The sequence below is a fragment of the Streptomyces sp. NPDC048269 genome (assembly GCF_040652395.1).
Lineage (GTDB): Bacteria > Actinomycetota > Actinomycetes > Streptomycetales > Streptomycetaceae > Streptomyces.
The window spans coordinates 1-14,485 of record NZ_JBEZLW010000008.1 but is presented as its reverse complement, the minus strand read 5'-3'; the positions used below and the strand labels follow the sequence as shown (position 1 = coordinate 14,485).

The window sequence follows — 14,485 nt, the reverse complement described above, 5'->3', positions numbered from 1 at the left end:
GCGGCCGGGTCTCCGGTGTCCTGGACCCCAGGACACCCATCCGCCCCGCCCGCATGGACGGGATCTCCCCGCCGAATTCATGTGACGGGTCGGCGCTTTCGGTGGGTTTCATGCCCGTCCCTCTCACAGCCGGCGATGCCGATGTCACGCAATGGCCCCGATGTCATGCCATCACGGCTGGAATCGCATCCTGCAGCCGTGCACGAGGGGCGCACCCCTCAACAGTAGGACGCGAGAGGGGCCCAGGGGCAGCGGTCGGCGGTGGTTGCCCGAATGCGACCCGGCCATCCTCATCAGTACGGTATCCGCCGAACGGGTGAGTTTGAACCAGGGCCCCCTGTCAACCATCCGATGATCCGACAGGTCACCGCCCTGCCACCAGCCTTGTACCGGCCGTTTACCACCGTTCCCCGCGCCGGGCGTGCGCCCGCCCGTACGGCCGCACGCCACGCATCCGTTGGCCTTCGCTACTCCCGTCGGGCCTGTCGCCCGGTTGCCTGTAGTGGTCTTACTCCGTTCCGCCGCCGCCGTCCACCGGAAGCGCCGCCTCCCGTGCCGCGTCCGGGCCCTGCTCCAGCAGTACCTCGAAACCGGCGTCGTCGAGGATGGAGAGCTTCAACTGCACGGCCTTGTCGTACTTCGAGCCGGGGTTGTCGCCGACCACGACGAAGGAGGTCTTCTTCGAGACGGAACCGGTTACCTTGGCTCCGCGGCTCTGCAGGGCCTCCTTCGCGCCGTCCCTGGTGTGGCTCTGCAAAGTGCCGGTGACGACGACGGTCAGCCCCTCCAGCGGACGCGGCCCCGCCTCCTCGGCGGACCCTTCCTCCTCCATCCGGACCCCGGCCGCCCGCCACTTGCGCAAGATCTCCTGGTGCCACGGCTCCTTGAACCACTCCTTGAGGGAGGCCGCGATGATCGCGCCGACCCCGTCGGTGGCCGTCAGCTCCTCCTCGGTGGCCTTCTCGATGGCCTCGATCGACCGGAACTCGCGTGCGAGGGCTTCCGCGGCGACCGGACCGACATGACGGATCGACAGGCCGTTGATGATGCGGGCCAGCGGGCGGGACTTGGCGGCGGCGATGTTCTCCAGCATCGCCAGGGCGTTCTTCTTCGGCTCGCCCTTCTGGTTGGCGAAGACCGTGACGATCTTCTCCTCACCCGTCTTCGGGTCCCGCTTGGGCAGTCCGCTGTCCTGGTCCAGGACGTACGCCTTGATGGGCAGCAGCTGCTCGATGGTGAGGTCGAAGAGATCGCCCTCGTCCAGCAGCGGCGGCTGGGCCGGCTCCAGCGGACCGGTCAGGGCGGCCGCCGCCACCATGCCGAAGTTCTCGATGTCCAGACTCTGCCGCCCGGCCAGGTAGAAGAGCCGCTCCCGCAGCTGGGCGGGACAGGTCTGCCCGTTGGGGCACCGGACGTCGATGTCCCCCTCCTTCATCGGCCGCAGCGCCGTCCCGCACTCGGGGCACTCGGCGGGCATCACGAACTCCCGCTCGCTGCCGTCCCGCAGGTCCACCACCGGCCCGAGGATCTCGGGGATGACGTCGCCCGCCTTGCGCAGTACGACGGTGTCCCCGATGAGCACGCCCTTGGCCTTGACGACCTCCTGGTTGTGCAGCGTCGCGAACTCGACCTCCGAGCCCGCCACCGTCACCGGCTCCACCTGCGCGTACGGGGTCACGCGCCCGGTCCGACCGACACCGACCTTGATGTCGATCAGCTTGGTGTTGACCTCTTCGGGGGCGTACTTCCAGGCGATGGCCCAGCGCGGCGCGCGGGCGGTGGAACCGAGGCGGCCCTGGAGCGCGATCTCGTCGAGCTTGACGACCACGCCGTCGATCTCGTGCTCCACGGAATGCCGGTTCTCGCCGAAGTACGCGATGAACTCCCGGACCTCGTCTAGCGTCGTGACGACCTTGTTGTGCCGGGCCGTGGGCAGGCCCCACTCGTGCAGCAGCTCGTACGCCTGGGACTGGTGCCCGATCTCGAAGCCCTCGCGGGCGCCGATGCCGTGCACGACCATGTGCAGCGGACGGCTCGCAGTGACCTTCGGGTCCTTCTGGCGCAGCGAACCGGCCGCCGCGTTGCGCGGGTTGGCGAAGGGCTTGCCCTCGGTCTCGACGAGCCGCGCGTTGAGCTCCTCGAACTTCTCCATCGGGAAGAAGACCTCCCCGCGGATCTCGACGAGCGCCGGGATGCGGTCGCCCTTCAGCCGGTCCGGGATCTCGGCGATGGTGCGGACGTTGGGCGTGATGTCCTCACCCGTGCGGCCGTCGCCGCGGGTGGCCGCGCGGGTCAGCCGGCCGTTCTCGTAGGTGAGGTTGACGGCGAGGCCGTCCACCTTCAGCTCGCACAGGTAGTGGTAGTCCGAGGTGTTCACGTCCCGGGCGACCCGCTCGGCCCAGGCGGCCAGCTCCTCGTCGTCGAAGGCGTTGTCGAGCGAGAGCATCCGCTCCCGGTGCTCGACGGAGGCGAAGTCCGTCTCGTACGCCCCGGCCACCTTCTGCGTCGGCGAGTCGGGGGTGCGCAGCTCCGGGTACTGCTCCTCCAGCGCCTCCAGTGAACGCAGCAGCTGGTCGAACTCGGCGTCGCTGACGACCGGCTGGTCGTTCACGTAGTACCGGAAGCGGTGCTCCTCGACCTGCTCGGCCAGCAGCGCGTGCTGCTCACGCACCGCCGCCGGTGCTGCCGTGTCCTGCTGTTCGGCTGCCATGCCGTGTCCTCCCGTGCCCCGTCTCGACCGTCACTCAGGGTTGTCGGCGAGCGACCTCGCCGCCCTGACGCAATGCGCCTGCACCGCGCGCGCGTAGGCGGGCGAAGCGCCCGCCAGACCGCACGACGGGGTGACCACGACGGACTCCGCCAGAGTCCCCGGGGCCAGCCCCAGCCTGCGCCAAAGCTTCCTGACACCCATGACGCTACCGGCAGGGTCTGACAACGGGACGTCGGTGCCCGGCACCACTCCGGCGAAGAGTTTCGTACCGCCTTCGACGGCCTCTCCGATGGCGTCGTCCTCGCGCTCGGTGAGCAAGGAGAAATCGAACGACACGCCTGCGGCGCCGGCTCGCCGCAGCAGCCCGAAGGGGACCTCGGGCGCGCAGGAGTGGACGATGACCTCCCCGTCGTGGACGGCGAACAGGTCCCGCAGGGTGCCCTCGACGACCTGCCGGTCCACGGCGCGGTAGGTGCGGTAGCCGCTCGCGGACCGCACCCGGCCGAGGAGCACCGAAGTGAGCGACGGCTCGTCGAACTGGAGCACGATCTCGGCGCCGGGGATGCGCTTGCGTACGTCGGCCAGGTGCCCGCGCAGGCCCTCCGCCAGCGATCCGGCCAGGTCCCGGCAGGCGCCGGCGTCCTGGAGCACCGCCTCGCCGCCGTGCAGCTCCAGCGCTGCGGCCAGCGTCCACGGACCGACGGCCTGGACCTTGAGCCTGCCGGTGTACCCCTGGGTGAACTCCTCCAGGGCGTCCAGGTCCTCGCCGAGCCAGGACCGGGCCCTGCGCGTGTCGCGCCCGGGGCGGTCGCTGATCCGCCAGCCGCTGGGTTCCACGTGCGCGTACATCTCGACCAGCAGCCCGAGGGAGCGGCCGATCATGTCGGCGCCGGGCCCCCGCGCGGGCAGTTCGGCGAGGTACGGGAACTCCTCGAAGGACCCGGTGACGGTCTTGGCGGCCTCGCGGGCGTCGCCGCCGGGCAGCGAACCGACGCCGGTCGCGCTCGCGCTCATCGGCCGGGCCTCACGCTCAGGTCGTTCACCTCGGCGTCGCGCGGCAGGTCGATCGCCATGACGATGGTCGTCGCCACGGACTCGGGGTCGATCCACTTCGCGGGGTCGTACTCCTTGCCCTCCTGGGAGTGCACCTTGGCCTGCATGGGGCTGGCGGTGCGCCCCGGGTACACGGAGGTGACACGGATGCCGTTCGCCTTCTCCTCCTCGCGCAGCGAGTCGGCGAGGGCCTTGAGCCCGTGCTTGGAGGCGGCGTACGCGCCCCACTCGGCGTGGGCGTGCAGACCGGCGCCGGAGTTCACGAAGACGATGGTGGCGTGCGAGGCCCGCAGCGTGGGCAGCAGGAGGCGGGTGACCTCGGCGGGGGCGATCAGGTTCACGTTGAGCTGCTGGTGCCAGGTCTTGGGCCGCAGCTCCCCCACCGGTCCGAGGTCCACGATCCCGGCGATGTGCAGGAGCGAGTCGATCCGCTCGGGGATGGCCTGCTTGGAGAAGGCCCACGAGAGCCGGTCGGGATCGGCGAGGTCGCCGACGAGGACCCCCGCTCCTGGGTACCGCTCGATGAGCTGCTTGCCGCGGGCGGCGTCGCGTGCGAAGAGGACGAGGTCGTCGCCGCGGGCGTGCAGGCGGGCCGCGACAGCGGCCCCGATGCCGGATCCGGCGCCGGTGATCAGGTGAGTAGCCATACCGCCCATGCTCGCACCCCGTCAGGCCCCGGCGGCCGCGCGGTACGCCTCCTCGATCGCGGCGCGCGCGGCGGCGGCCCGGTCCGCCGTGACCGCGGGCGCGAAGCCGTGGCCGAGCAGGATGTGCGGGTGCGCGGCGGCGAGCGCCGCCCGCACGTCACGGCGCGGCCCGGCCCACCGCTCGAGCGCCTCGTCCCGTACCTCGGCCAGCACGACGGCGTGGTCCGGTACGGGCGGCGTGAAGCGGCCGCCCGAGGCGCGGACGTGCTCGTTCCAGCGGTCCTCCCAGAACTCCACGGTCCAGCCGGGCCAGCGCGCGGCGACCTCACGGGCGTGCGCCCGGGCCGTGGTCAGCCACCATCCGAGCTGGCGCCGCTCCGGGTCCACGTGGATCCCCGCACCGGCCGGCAGGCGGTGGCTCCCGTGGTGCGGTGCGCCGCGGAGCCGGTCGAGGAGGGCGGGCCCCTCCTCGACCGGATGGTCCTCGATGTCGGCGAGCACGTGACAGCGGTCGGGCCCGACGGTGACCACGGCCACCATCGGGTCGGGGTCGTCGAGCTCCTCGTCCCCCGGTTCCAGCGCCGGGCCCGGGTACACGGCGCCGCGGGCCTCCTCCGGGTCCAGGCCGAGGTGGGCGCGCAGGCCGCTCTGGCCGTCGTAGAGCCAGCGCACCTGCCAGCCGGCCCAGGCGCATCGCAGCAGCTCCAGGTGGGCGGACCTGGTCCGCGTCGAGGCGGTGCGCCCTTCCCACGCGAAGATCAGCAGGAGCCTGCGTACCGGGTCGACGAGGACGCCCGCCTCGACCATGTCGTCGGGGTACCAGCCGTCCTCCGGGGCATGATCGCGCAGGAACGGGATCACCGCCTCCGGCCCGGCCAGGACGTCGAGGTCCAGGCCCACCGCGCCGTAGGAGGAGCGGTGGCGCGTATGGCCCTCGGGGCCGGCGAGCACGAACACGGCCCGGTTGCCCACGTCACAGGCCCGCGGCTTCGCGCAGCGCGGCGGCGGTCTTCGACGCGTCGTAGTCGGCCGGGACGCCCTCGACCAGGATGACCTCGCCCTGGATGTGGTCGGTGCGCAGCGGGAGGAGCTCCTGATAGGCGGGCGAGTCGTACCAGGCGCGGGCACTGTCGATGTCCGGGAAGCCGATGACGACGACCGTGCCGGGCCAGGGGCCCTCCTTGACCTCGACCTCCTTGCCGTGGACCAGGAAACGGCCGCCGAAGGGGTCCATGGTGGACTGGATCTCCTCGATGTAGCGGAGGATGTCCTCGTTCATCGTGTCGGGGCGGATGTGGCCGATGGCGTAAGCGGTCATGACGGGCTCCCCCTCCAACCGGCCCACCGGTTGGGGCCGTTGACCAGATCCTGTCAGGCCACGGCCCCGGGGGCGATTACTCCGGAGGTCATGCCGGGACGGAACTCTGCGGCTGGAAGGTGCGGCGGTAGGCGATCGGCGAGACTCCGAGGGTGGTGCGCATGTGCTGGCGCAGGGAGTTGGCGGAGCCGAAGCCGGAGCGGTGGGCCACCAGGTCGACCGGCAGGTCGCTGGACTCCAGCAAGTGGCGGGCGATCTCCAGCCGTTGGGCGGTGAGCCACTGGACCGGGGTCATGCCGACCTCGTCCCGGAAGCGCCGGGTGAAGGTGCGCAGGCTCATCCGGGCGTGCTCGGCGAGCTCGGTCAGGGTGATCGGCTCGGCGAGGCGCTCCAGGGCCCAGGCGCGGGTGGCGGTGGTGGTGGCGACGGAGGGTTCGGGGACCGGGCGGTCGATGAACTGGGCCTGCCCGCCGTCGCGCCACGGCGGTACGACGCACATGCGGGCGGCCCGGTTGGTGGCGGCGGCGCCGTGGTCGCGCCGGATCAGGTGCAGGCACAGGTCGACGCCCGCGGAGACGCCGGCGGAGGTCAGGACGTCGCCGTCGTCGACGAAGAGGACCTCCTCGTCGACGCGGACGCGGGGGTAGGCCCGGCGGAACTCGGGCGCGAGGTTCCAGTGGGTGGTCGCGGGACGGCCGTCGAGGAGCCCGGCGGCGGCGAGCACGTAGGAGCCGGAGCAGATCGAGACCAGGCGGACCCCGGGGCGGATCCGGGCGATGGCGTCGGCGATCGCGGGCGGCAGCGGGCCGCCCAGGGCCAGCTCCGGCATGGAGTGGGTGGGCGGGATGATCACGGTGTCGGCGGCGGCCAGGGCCTCGGCCCCGGCGGCGGGCTGGAGGGTGAAGCCGCAGTCGCTGAGCACGGGCTGGCCGTCGGCGGTGCAGACGACGACCTCGTACAGGGGCTCACCGGTGTCGTCCACGGCCTGGCCGAAGACCCGGGAGGGGATCCCGAGCTCGAAGGGCGGGAATCCGGGGAGGGCGAGCACCACGACCAGGTGCCTGCCGTCCGGGCCGTTCCCGGTCCGTACCGTGCGTGCGCCGCGCGCCGTGCGTTCCTCACTCATGGCCAAATCCTGTCACATAGTGGCCGGACGGCCAACACCGCCTGGCGTCGCCGTGCCCGAATCTGGGACACGTCGCCGGGAAACAGCCCGGTATCGGACGCAATCGAACGGAATGAGGCGGACAGAGATGCGCGCGGTGATCGTGAACGGTTGGGGCGGCCCCGAGACCATGGTCGAGCGGGAGATCGAGCGGCCGGAGCCCGGCCTGGGCGAGATCCTCGTCCGGGTCCACGCCGCCGGTGTGAACCCGGTCGACTGGAAGACCCGCGCCAGCGGCGCACTGATCGCCTGGGGCGAGACGCCGATCGTCGGCTGGGACGTCTCCGGCACCGTCGAGGCGGTCGGCCCCGGCGTGACGCTGTACGCCCCGGGCGACGAGGTGTACGGGATGCCGAACTTCCCGAAGCAGGCGGGCGGCTACGCCGAGTACGTGGCGGCCCCGGCCCGGCACTTCGCCCGCAAGCCCGCCTCCCTGGACCACGTGCAGGCGGCCGCGCTGCCGCTGGCGGCGCTGACCGCCTGGCAGGCGCTGGTGGACACGGCCGGCGTCACCGCCGGCCAGCGGGTACTGGTGCACGCGGCGGCGGGCGGCGTCGGCCACCTCGCGGTGCAGATCGCCAAGGCCCGCGGCGCGTACGTGATCGGGACGGCCAGCGAGGCCAAGCACGGCCTGCTGCGCGAGCTGGGCGCCGACGAGGTGATCGACTACCGGGCGGTGGACTTCGCCGAGGCGGTCGCCGACGTGGACGTCGTCCTGGACGCACTCGGCGGGGAGACCGCCGAGCGCTCCCTGAAGGTCCTCAAGTCCGGCGGCCACCTGATCTCGCTGCCGGGGCCGGACTCCGTCCCCGCAGGTGCCGAGGGCGTGCACGCGGCCTGGGTGCTGGTCGACCCGGACCTCAAGGGCCTGCAGGAGATCGCGGCCCTGGCCGACCAGGGGCTGCTGAAACCCCTGGTGGACACCGTGCTGCCGCTGGCGGACGCCGCTAAGGCCCACGAGATCGGCGAACGGGGCCGCACCACCGGCAAGATCGTCCTGACGGTGGCCCAGCGGTAGCCGCCGGGCAGGTGCTGTGCCGGGCAGGTCGTGTGCCGGGCCGATCGGACCTGCGCAGACCGCCCGGGCAGGGCCTACGCCTGGGCGGAGGCGGCGGCGGTGGCGCGGGTGGTCGTGGCGATGGTGGCGGAGCCGACCACGCGCGTGCCGTCGTAGAGCACGATCGCCTGGCCGGGGGCCACGCCGCGGACCGGTTCGGTGAAGGAGACGCGCAGCTCGCCGTCCACGAGCTCGGCGAAGACCTCGGTCTCGCCGCCGTGGGCGCGCAGCTGGGCGGTGTACGTGCCCGGGGCGGCGGCCGTGGAGCCGCACCAGCGGGGGCGGATCGCGGTCAGGGCGGTGACGTCGAGGGCCTCGACGGGGCCGACGGTCACGGTGTTGTTCACCGGGGAGATGTCGAGGACGTAGCGCGGCTTGCCGTCGGCGGCCGGGTGGCCGATGCGCAGGCCCTTGCGCTGGCCGATGGTGAAGCCGAAGGCGCCCTCGTGGGTGCCGACCTTCTCGCCCGTCTCGTCGACGATGTCGCCCTCGGCCTTGCCGAGGCGGTTCGCGAGGAAGCCCTGGGTGTCACCGTCGGCGATGAAGCAGATGTCGTGGCTGTCGGGCTTCTTGGCCACGGCGAGGCCCCGCTCCTGCGCCTCGGCGCGGATCTCTTCCTTGGTGGTGAGGGTGTCGCCCAGCGGGAAGAGGGCGTGGGCGAGCTGCTTCTCGTCGAGGACGCCGAGGACGTACGACTGGTCCTTGGCCATGTCGGAGGCGCGGTGCAGTTCCCGGGAGCCGTCCTCGTTCAGCACGACGGTGGCGTAGTGGCCGGTGCAGACGGCGTCGAAGCCGAGGGCCAGGGCCTTGTCGAGGAGCGCGGCGAACTTGATCTTCTCGTTGCAGCGCAGGCAGGGGTTGGGGGTGCGGCCGGCCTCGTACTCGGAGATGAAGTCCTCGACCACGTCCTCGCGGAAGCGCTCGGCGAGGTCCCAGACGTAGAAGGGGATGCCGATGACGTCCGCGGCACGGCGGGCGTCGCGGGAGTCCTCGATGGTGCAGCAGCCGCGCGCGCCGGTCCGGAAGGACTGCGGGTTCGCGGAGAGCGCGAGGTGGACGCCGGTCACGTCGTGCCCGGCTTCTACCGCGCGGGCTGCGGCGACGGCGGAGTCCACGCCGCCGGACATGGCGGCCAGGACGCGGAGGGGACGGACGGTGCGCGGCAGGTTCTCAGTCATAGCACCGTCCAGAGTACGGGGAACTGCGCGGGGTCACAGCGCGTTATCGGCTGTGGGGGGTGGATCACATGGTGACCAAGGGAAACAACGGGAAGAAGCCGCCGGGGCGGAAGCCCGCGGGAAGGACCCGCAGGGCGGTGCTGTTCGGCGGGCTCGGGATCGTCACGGCGGCGGCGATCGCAGGCCGGGAGGAGATCGGCCGGGCCTGGTGGCTGCTGCCGGGGGTGGCCAAGCCGCGCAAGGAGGGCGAGCTCGACCACGCGGGCGCGAGCTGGACGGCGGCCTCGCCGGCGAACTGGCGGATGGCCGACCGGCCGGACGACTACCGGGTGGACCGGATCGTCGTCCATGTCACCCAGGGCGGCTTCGCTTCCTCGGTGGACGCCTTCAAGAACCCGTGGCACAAGGCGTCGGCCCACTACATAGTCCGCCAGGACGGGCACATAGAGCAGATGGTGCGCGAGCTGGACGTGGCCTTCCACTCGGGCAGCCGCTCGATGAACGAGCGCAGTGTCGGCATCGAGCACGTGGGCTTCGTGGACCGCCCGAAGGACTTCACGGACGCGATGTATGCGGCCTCGGCCAGGCTGGCGGCGGACATCTGCCGCCGGTACGGCATACCGGCGGACCGCAAGCACATCCTGGGCCACTCCGAGGTCCCGGGCGCCGACCACACGGACCCGGGCCCCCTCTGGGACTGGGACCGGTACGTACGCCTGGTCAAGGAGGCGCTCGCTAGCTGAGGCCCGCCGTACGGGCGCGTTCGACCGCCGGGCCGATGGCGGCGGCCAGGGCCGCGACGTCCTCCTTGGTGGAGGTGTGGCCGAGCGAGAAGCGCAGCGTGCCGCGGGCCAGCTCGGGGTCGGTGCCGGTGGCCAGCAGGACGTGGCTGGGCTGGGCCACTCCGGCGGTGCAGGCCGAGCCCGTCGAGCACTCGATGCCCTGGGCGTCGAGCAGGAGCAGCAGGGAGTCGCCCTCGCAGCCGGGGAAGCTGAAGTGGGCGTTGGCCGGGAGCCGGCCGTCGGGGTCTCCGCCGAGGACGGCGTCCGGCACGGCCGCGCGCACGGCTGCGACCAGCTCGTCCCGTAGGGCGCCGATGTCAGTGGCGAACCGCTCGCGCCGCTCGGCGGCGAGGACGGCTGCGACCGCGAAGGCGGCGACGGCCGGCACGTCGAGGGTGCCGGAACGGACGTGCCGCTCCTGGCCGCCGCCGTGCAGCACGGGTACGGGGCTCTGGTCGCGGCCCAGCAGCAGCGCGCCGATGCCGTACGGGCCGCCGACCTTGTGGCCGCTGACGGTCATGGCGGCGAGGCCGCTGTCGCCGAAGGAGACGTCGAGCTGCCCGAAGGCCTGGACGGCGTCGGAGTGCAGCGGGATCCCGTACTCGTCCGCGACGGCGGCCAGTTCGCGGACCGGCATGACGGTGCCGATCTCGTTGTTGGCCCACATCACGGTGGCCAGTGCCACGTCGTCGGGGTTCCGCTCGACGGCCTCGCGGAAGGCGTCGGCGTGCACGCGCCCGTAGTGGTCCACCGGCAGGTATTCGACCCGGGCGCCCTCGTGCTCGGCGAGCCAGTGGACCGCGTCGAGCACGGCGTGGTGTTCGACGGGGCTGGCCAGCACCCGGGTCCTGGCGGGGTCGGCGTCGCGACGGGCCCAGTAGAGGCCCTTGACGGCGAGGTTGTCGGCTTCCGTGCCGCCGGCGGTGAAGACCACCTCGCTCGGGCGGGCACCGATCGCGTCGGCGAAGGCCTCGCGGGCCTCCTCGACGGTGCGGCGGGCCCGGCGGCCGGCGGCGTGCAGGGAGGACGCGTTCCCCGTGGCGGCGAACTGCGCGGTCATCGCCGCGGCGGCCTCCGGCAGCATCGGGGTGGTGGCGGCGTGATCGAGGTAGGCCATGATGCCCCGATTCTACGAGTGCCCCGGGGCCCCGCCACGCCGCGGTCCCGGCGCGCAGGCCCCTTCGGGGCCCCTGGGGACCCGCCCCGGACCCCGCGCCCCGCATGCCGACGGGGCCGGAGTGCCCTGCGGGCACCCTCCGGCCCCCGGCCGGGGACCTGCGGACGCAATGCGACGCGGTGGTGCGCACCACGCGTCGAGAAGGGTCAGGACTGGCGCGGGGCGCGGGCCAGTTGGCGGGACTGGGCGACCAGGTGGTCCGCCGAGTCCCAGACCTCGGCGTCCTCCTCCAGGAAGCCGCCGGCCAGGTTGCGCGTGGTGATGGCGACCCGCAGCGGGCCCGGGGCCGGGCGGCGGCGGATGTGGGTGGTGAGTTCCACGGTCGGGGCCCAGCCGATCAGGCCCAGGTCGAAGGCGGTGGGCGGCAGCGCGTCCACGGCGAGGAGCATCGACAGCGGGTCGGCGTCGCGGCCGTCGGCCAGTTCGAACCAGGCCCGCATCTCGCCCTTGCCCGAGGGAGCGCCGACGGCCCAGCCCGCGGTCGCGGGGTCCAGCCGCAGCCGCAGCCGGTCGACGATCGCGGAGCTCCCGGGGATGGGGGCCGGCCCTGCCTCGGCGCCGAGGCAGTCCTCGTAGGCCGGCATGGCGGGCGGCACGGCCACCGTCCGTACGTCGTCCGGCAGGGACGAGAGGTCGCCGTAGGAGGCGAGGACGCGGATGCGCTCGACCTCGGTGCCGTTCTCGTCGTACTGGAAGAGCGAGGCCTGACCGGTGGAGAGGGTGCGGCCGACCCGTACGACCTGCGTGCGGATCACGGCGGGGCCGGGCACGGAGGAGGTCAGGTAGTGCGCGGAGACGGTGAAGGGGTCCGGGTGCGGGAGGGCCGCCGAAAGGGCCCGGCCGACGAGGGCCAGCAGGTAGCCGCCGTTGACGGCGGTGATGATCGTCCACCCGGCGGAGAGCTCCGCGTCGTACACCCCGGGCTCGCCCGCGCGCGCGGTGATCGTGGTGTCGCGGTCGAACTCGCTGTCGCCGATGGTTGCCTGGGCAGCTGCGTGTGACATGCAAACGACGGTACACCGCGAAGCTACTAAGCGGTAGCTTTCTCTTGTTACGGCTCCTCTACGGCTCTTCGGCCACCGAGGACCGGCGGTTCCAGGCCAGTGGCGCCCGCCAGTGGTAGCGCATGGCGAGCAGCCGCAGAACGAAGGTGGTGACGATCGCCAGCCCGGTGGTGACGGCGTTGAGGACGTCGAGGCTGATGAACACGGCGACCATCGAGGCACCGACGACGGCGGGGACGGCGTACATCTCGCGGTCGCGCAGCAGCGACGGCACCTCGTTGACGAGTACGTCGCGCAGTACGCCCCCGCCGACGGCCGTGGCCAGGCCCAGGGCGGCGGACGCGGTGAGGCCGAGGCCGTACTCGTACGCCTTGGTCGTGCCCGTCACGCAGAACAGCCCGAGGCCGGCCGCGTCGAAGACGTTGATGGCGCGGTTGATCCGCTGGACCTCGGGGTGCAGGAAGAAGACGAACGCGGCGGCGATCAGCGGAGTGACGAAGAAGCTGAGCTCGCCGAAGGCGGCCGGGGGGACCGCGCCGATGACGAGGTCGCGGAAGAGGCCACCGCCGAGGGCGGTGACCAGGGCGAGGACGACGATGCCGAAGACGTCGAAGTTCTTGCGTACGGCGAGCAGGGCGCCCGCGGTGGCGAAGACGAAGATGCCGGCGAGGTCCAGGGCATGCTGGATCCCGGGCGGGAAGAGATCGTGGAGCACCGGGCCATTGTCGCCTGTGGCGGGCCCGGCGGACTCCGGGGCCCGGACCCCGCCCGGACCGCGTCGGCCACGGCTCCGCCGCACGACCGGGCCCGGACCCGGCCCGGACCGCGTCGGCCACGGCTCCGCCGCACGACCGGGCTGGGCCCGGGCTCCGGGAAGGCCGGGCCGAGCCGGATCCGTGCCGCGCACGGATCCGGCCCCGCCCACACCTCCGGCCGCTACTCCGAGACCGTGACCACCGCGTCCGCCGCGCCCGGCAGGGGCTGGTCGCCCGGTGCCTGGTCGGGGGCGTTCTCCGGGTGGTGACAGGCCACCTGGTGGCCGGTCTTCAGCTCCAGCACCGGCGGTTCCTGCGTCGTGCAGATCTGCGTCGCCTTCCAGCACCGCGTGTGGAAGCGGCAGCCGCTCGGCGGGGAGATCGGCGACGGCACGTCGCCCTTGAGCAGGATGCGCCCGGTGGCCGCGCCCCGCCGCCTCGGGTCGGGCACCGGGACGGCCGACAGCAGGGCCTTGGTGTACGGGTGCATCGGGTTCTCGTAGAGCGACTTGCGGTCGGTCAGCTCCACGATCTTGCCGAGGTACATCACCGCGATGCGGTCGGAAACGTGCCGGATGACCGACAGGTCGTGCGCGATGATCACGTACGTCAGGCCCAGCTCCTCCTGGAGGTCGTCCAGCAGGTTCACCACCTGGGCCTGGATCGACACGTCCAGCGCGGAGACCGGCTCGTCGGCGACGACCAGCTTCGGCTTCAGGGCCAGGGCCCGGGCGATGCCGATGCGCTGGCGCTGGCCACCCGAGAACTCGTGCGGGTAGCGGTTGTAGTGCTCCGGGTTCAGGCCGACCAGCGACAGCAGCCGCTGCACCTCGGCCTTGAGACCGCCCTCCGGGTTCACCCCCTGCAGCTTGAAGGGGGCACCGACGATCGTGCCGACCGTGTGCCGCGGATTCAGCGAGCCGTACGGGTCCTGGAAGATCATCTGCACATCGCGGCGCAGCGGCCGCATGCCCGCCACGCTCAGGTGCGTGATGTCCTTGCCCTCGAACTCCACCGTTCCGCCGGTCGGTTCGAGCAGCCGGGTGATCAGTCGGCCCATGGTCGACTTGCCGCAGCCGGACTCGCCGACCACGCCCAGCGTCTCACCGCGCCGGACCTCGAAGTCGATCCCGTCCACGGCCTTGACGGCCCCGACCTGCCGGCGCAGCAGCCCCTTGTTGATGGGGAAGTGCTTGACCAGGCCGGTCACCTTCAGCAGCGTTTCCGCGGGCGCTTTCGCGGAGACCTGCTCAGAGGCCTCCGCCGCGCCGGTCTTCTTCATGTCGGTCACAGCTTCGGCGCAATCTCTTCGGTCCAGATCCGGGTCCGCTCCTCCTGCGACATGTGGCAGGCGGACCAGTGCCGGCTGTCGTCCTGGGTCAGCTCGGGCCGCTGGGTGCGGGTGATGCCGCCCTTGGGGATGTCGGCGTACGGGCAGCGCGGGTTGAAGGCACAGCCGCTGGGGATGTTGATGAGGCTGGGCGGCGAGCCCTTGACCGGGATGAGGCGCTCGGTCTGGTCGCGGTCGATGCGCGGCATCGAGCCCAGCAGGCCCCAGGTGTACGGGTGGCGGGGCTCGTAGAAGACCTTTTCGGCGGTGCCCCGCTCGACGCACCGGCCGCCGTACATGACGAGGATG

Annotated in this window: 14 protein-coding genes; 2 read left to right on the top strand and 12 right to left on the bottom strand. The window is 72.4% G+C overall.

Annotated features, from left to right (window positions below; genetic code table 11):
- Window positions 1-508: 508 nt before the first annotated feature.
- From ligA to AB0D48_RS11505, 6 genes are all read right to left on the bottom strand, one after another.
- Window positions 509-2,710: an NAD-dependent DNA ligase LigA gene (ligA, locus tag AB0D48_RS11530; protein ID WP_362393857.1), complete on the bottom strand. Its 2,202-nt coding sequence runs from the start codon at window positions 2,708-2,710 to the stop codon at window positions 509-511.
- Window positions 2,711-2,740: 30 nt separating this feature from the next.
- Entirely contained in the window at window positions 2,741-3,724 is a 984-nt protein-coding gene (locus AB0D48_RS11525) for a methionine synthase (protein WP_362393854.1), read from the bottom strand.
- Window positions 3,721-4,410 carry an SDR family oxidoreductase gene (locus AB0D48_RS11520; RefSeq protein WP_362393851.1) on the bottom strand — a complete coding sequence of 230 codons (690 nt, stop codon included), beginning with the start codon at window positions 4,408-4,410 and terminating at the stop codon, window positions 3,721-3,723. The genes AB0D48_RS11525 and AB0D48_RS11520 overlap by 4 nt, the downstream gene beginning before the upstream one ends.
- A 21-nt stretch (window positions 4,411-4,431) precedes the next feature.
- A complete protein-coding gene (locus AB0D48_RS11515) occupies window positions 4,432-5,382 on the bottom strand; it encodes a hypothetical protein (protein WP_362393848.1) in 951 nt (316 codons plus the stop codon).
- A gap of 1 nt (window position 5,383) precedes the next feature.
- The gene (locus AB0D48_RS11510) at window positions 5,384-5,728 is read right to left on the bottom strand and encodes a DUF1330 domain-containing protein (protein WP_362393845.1); all 345 of its coding nucleotides are present in this window, start codon (window positions 5,726-5,728) and stop codon (window positions 5,384-5,386) included.
- Window positions 5,729-5,816: 88 nt separating this feature from the next.
- On the bottom strand, window positions 5,817-6,854 hold the full coding sequence (locus AB0D48_RS11505; protein ID WP_362393842.1) for a helix-turn-helix domain-containing protein: 1,038 nt from the start codon (window positions 6,852-6,854) through the stop codon (window positions 5,817-5,819).
- A 127-nt stretch (window positions 6,855-6,981) separates the two neighbouring features.
- Between AB0D48_RS11505 and AB0D48_RS11500 the strand changes: the two genes are divergently transcribed.
- Complete coding sequence (locus AB0D48_RS11500; RefSeq protein ID WP_362393839.1) at window positions 6,982-7,911, top strand: NADP-dependent oxidoreductase; 930 nt, start codon at window positions 6,982-6,984, stop codon at window positions 7,909-7,911.
- 74 nt (window positions 7,912-7,985) lie between these two features.
- Here the strand turns inward: AB0D48_RS11500 and mnmA are convergent, their stop codons facing one another.
- Window positions 7,986-9,128: a tRNA 2-thiouridine(34) synthase MnmA gene (mnmA, locus tag AB0D48_RS11495; RefSeq protein ID WP_362393836.1), complete on the bottom strand. Its 1,143-nt coding sequence runs from the start codon at window positions 9,126-9,128 to the stop codon at window positions 7,986-7,988.
- A gap of 68 nt (window positions 9,129-9,196) precedes the next feature.
- Between mnmA and AB0D48_RS11490 the strand changes: the two genes are divergently transcribed.
- Window positions 9,197-9,871 carry an N-acetylmuramoyl-L-alanine amidase gene (locus AB0D48_RS11490; RefSeq protein WP_362393833.1) on the top strand — a complete coding sequence of 225 codons (675 nt, stop codon included), beginning with the start codon at window positions 9,197-9,199 and terminating at the stop codon, window positions 9,869-9,871.
- Here the strand turns inward: AB0D48_RS11490 and AB0D48_RS11485 are convergent.
- The 5 genes from AB0D48_RS11485 to AB0D48_RS11465 all read right to left on the bottom strand — a co-directional run.
- Window positions 9,864-11,027, bottom strand: a complete 1,164-nt coding sequence (locus AB0D48_RS11485; protein WP_362393830.1) for a cysteine desulfurase family protein — start codon at window positions 11,025-11,027, stop codon at window positions 9,864-9,866. The two genes, AB0D48_RS11490 and AB0D48_RS11485, sit on opposite strands and share 8 nt — an antisense overlap.
- Before the next feature lie 206 nt (window positions 11,028-11,233).
- Window positions 11,234-12,091, bottom strand: coding sequence for a thioesterase family protein (locus AB0D48_RS11480; protein WP_362393827.1), 858 nt, complete (start codon window positions 12,089-12,091; stop codon window positions 11,234-11,236).
- Window positions 12,092-12,149: 58 nt separating this feature from the next.
- Window positions 12,150-12,806 carry a trimeric intracellular cation channel family protein gene (locus AB0D48_RS11475; protein WP_362393824.1) on the bottom strand — a complete coding sequence of 219 codons (657 nt, stop codon included), beginning with the start codon at window positions 12,804-12,806 and terminating at the stop codon, window positions 12,150-12,152.
- 221 nt (window positions 12,807-13,027) lie between these two features.
- Window positions 13,028-14,128 carry a dipeptide ABC transporter ATP-binding protein gene (locus AB0D48_RS11470; protein ID WP_362393822.1) on the bottom strand — a complete coding sequence of 367 codons (1,101 nt, stop codon included), beginning with the start codon at window positions 14,126-14,128 and terminating at the stop codon, window positions 13,028-13,030.
- A 5-nt stretch (window positions 14,129-14,133) separates the two neighbouring features.
- Window positions 14,134-14,485 (bottom strand): oligopeptide/dipeptide ABC transporter ATP-binding protein (locus AB0D48_RS11465; protein WP_362393819.1); only part of this gene is annotated, 352 nt, incomplete at its 5' end.

Coding starts and splice junctions, on each gene's coding strand:
- AB0D48_RS11510 (WP_362393845.1), bottom strand. CDS start 5,728: ATGACCGCTTACGCCATCGGCCACATCCGCCCCGACACGATGAACGAG.
- mnmA (WP_362393836.1), bottom strand. CDS start 9,128: ATGACTGAGAACCTGCCGCGCACCGTCCGTCCCCTCCGCGTCCTGGCC.
- AB0D48_RS11520 (WP_362393851.1), bottom strand. CDS start 4,410: ATGGCTACTCACCTGATCACCGGCGCCGGATCCGGCATCGGGGCCGCT.
- AB0D48_RS11500 (WP_362393839.1), top strand. CDS start 6,982: ATGCGCGCGGTGATCGTGAACGGTTGGGGCGGCCCCGAGACCATGGTC.
- AB0D48_RS11505 (WP_362393842.1), bottom strand. CDS start 6,854: ATGAGTGAGGAACGCACGGCGCGCGGCGCACGCACGGTACGGACCGGG.
- AB0D48_RS11480 (WP_362393827.1), bottom strand. CDS start 12,091: ATGTCACACGCAGCTGCCCAGGCAACCATCGGCGACAGCGAGTTCGAC.
- AB0D48_RS11525 (WP_362393854.1), bottom strand. CDS start 3,724: ATGAGCGCGAGCGCGACCGGCGTCGGTTCGCTGCCCGGCGGCGACGCC.
- AB0D48_RS11485 (WP_362393830.1), bottom strand. CDS start 11,027: ATGGCCTACCTCGATCACGCCGCCACCACCCCGATGCTGCCGGAGGCC.
- ligA (WP_362393857.1), bottom strand. CDS start 2,710: ATGGCAGCCGAACAGCAGGACACGGCAGCACCGGCGGCGGTGCGTGAG.
- AB0D48_RS11490 (WP_362393833.1), top strand. CDS start 9,197: ATGGTGACCAAGGGAAACAACGGGAAGAAGCCGCCGGGGCGGAAGCCC.
- AB0D48_RS11470 (WP_362393822.1), bottom strand. CDS start 14,128: ATGAAGAAGACCGGCGCGGCGGAGGCCTCTGAGCAGGTCTCCGCGAAA.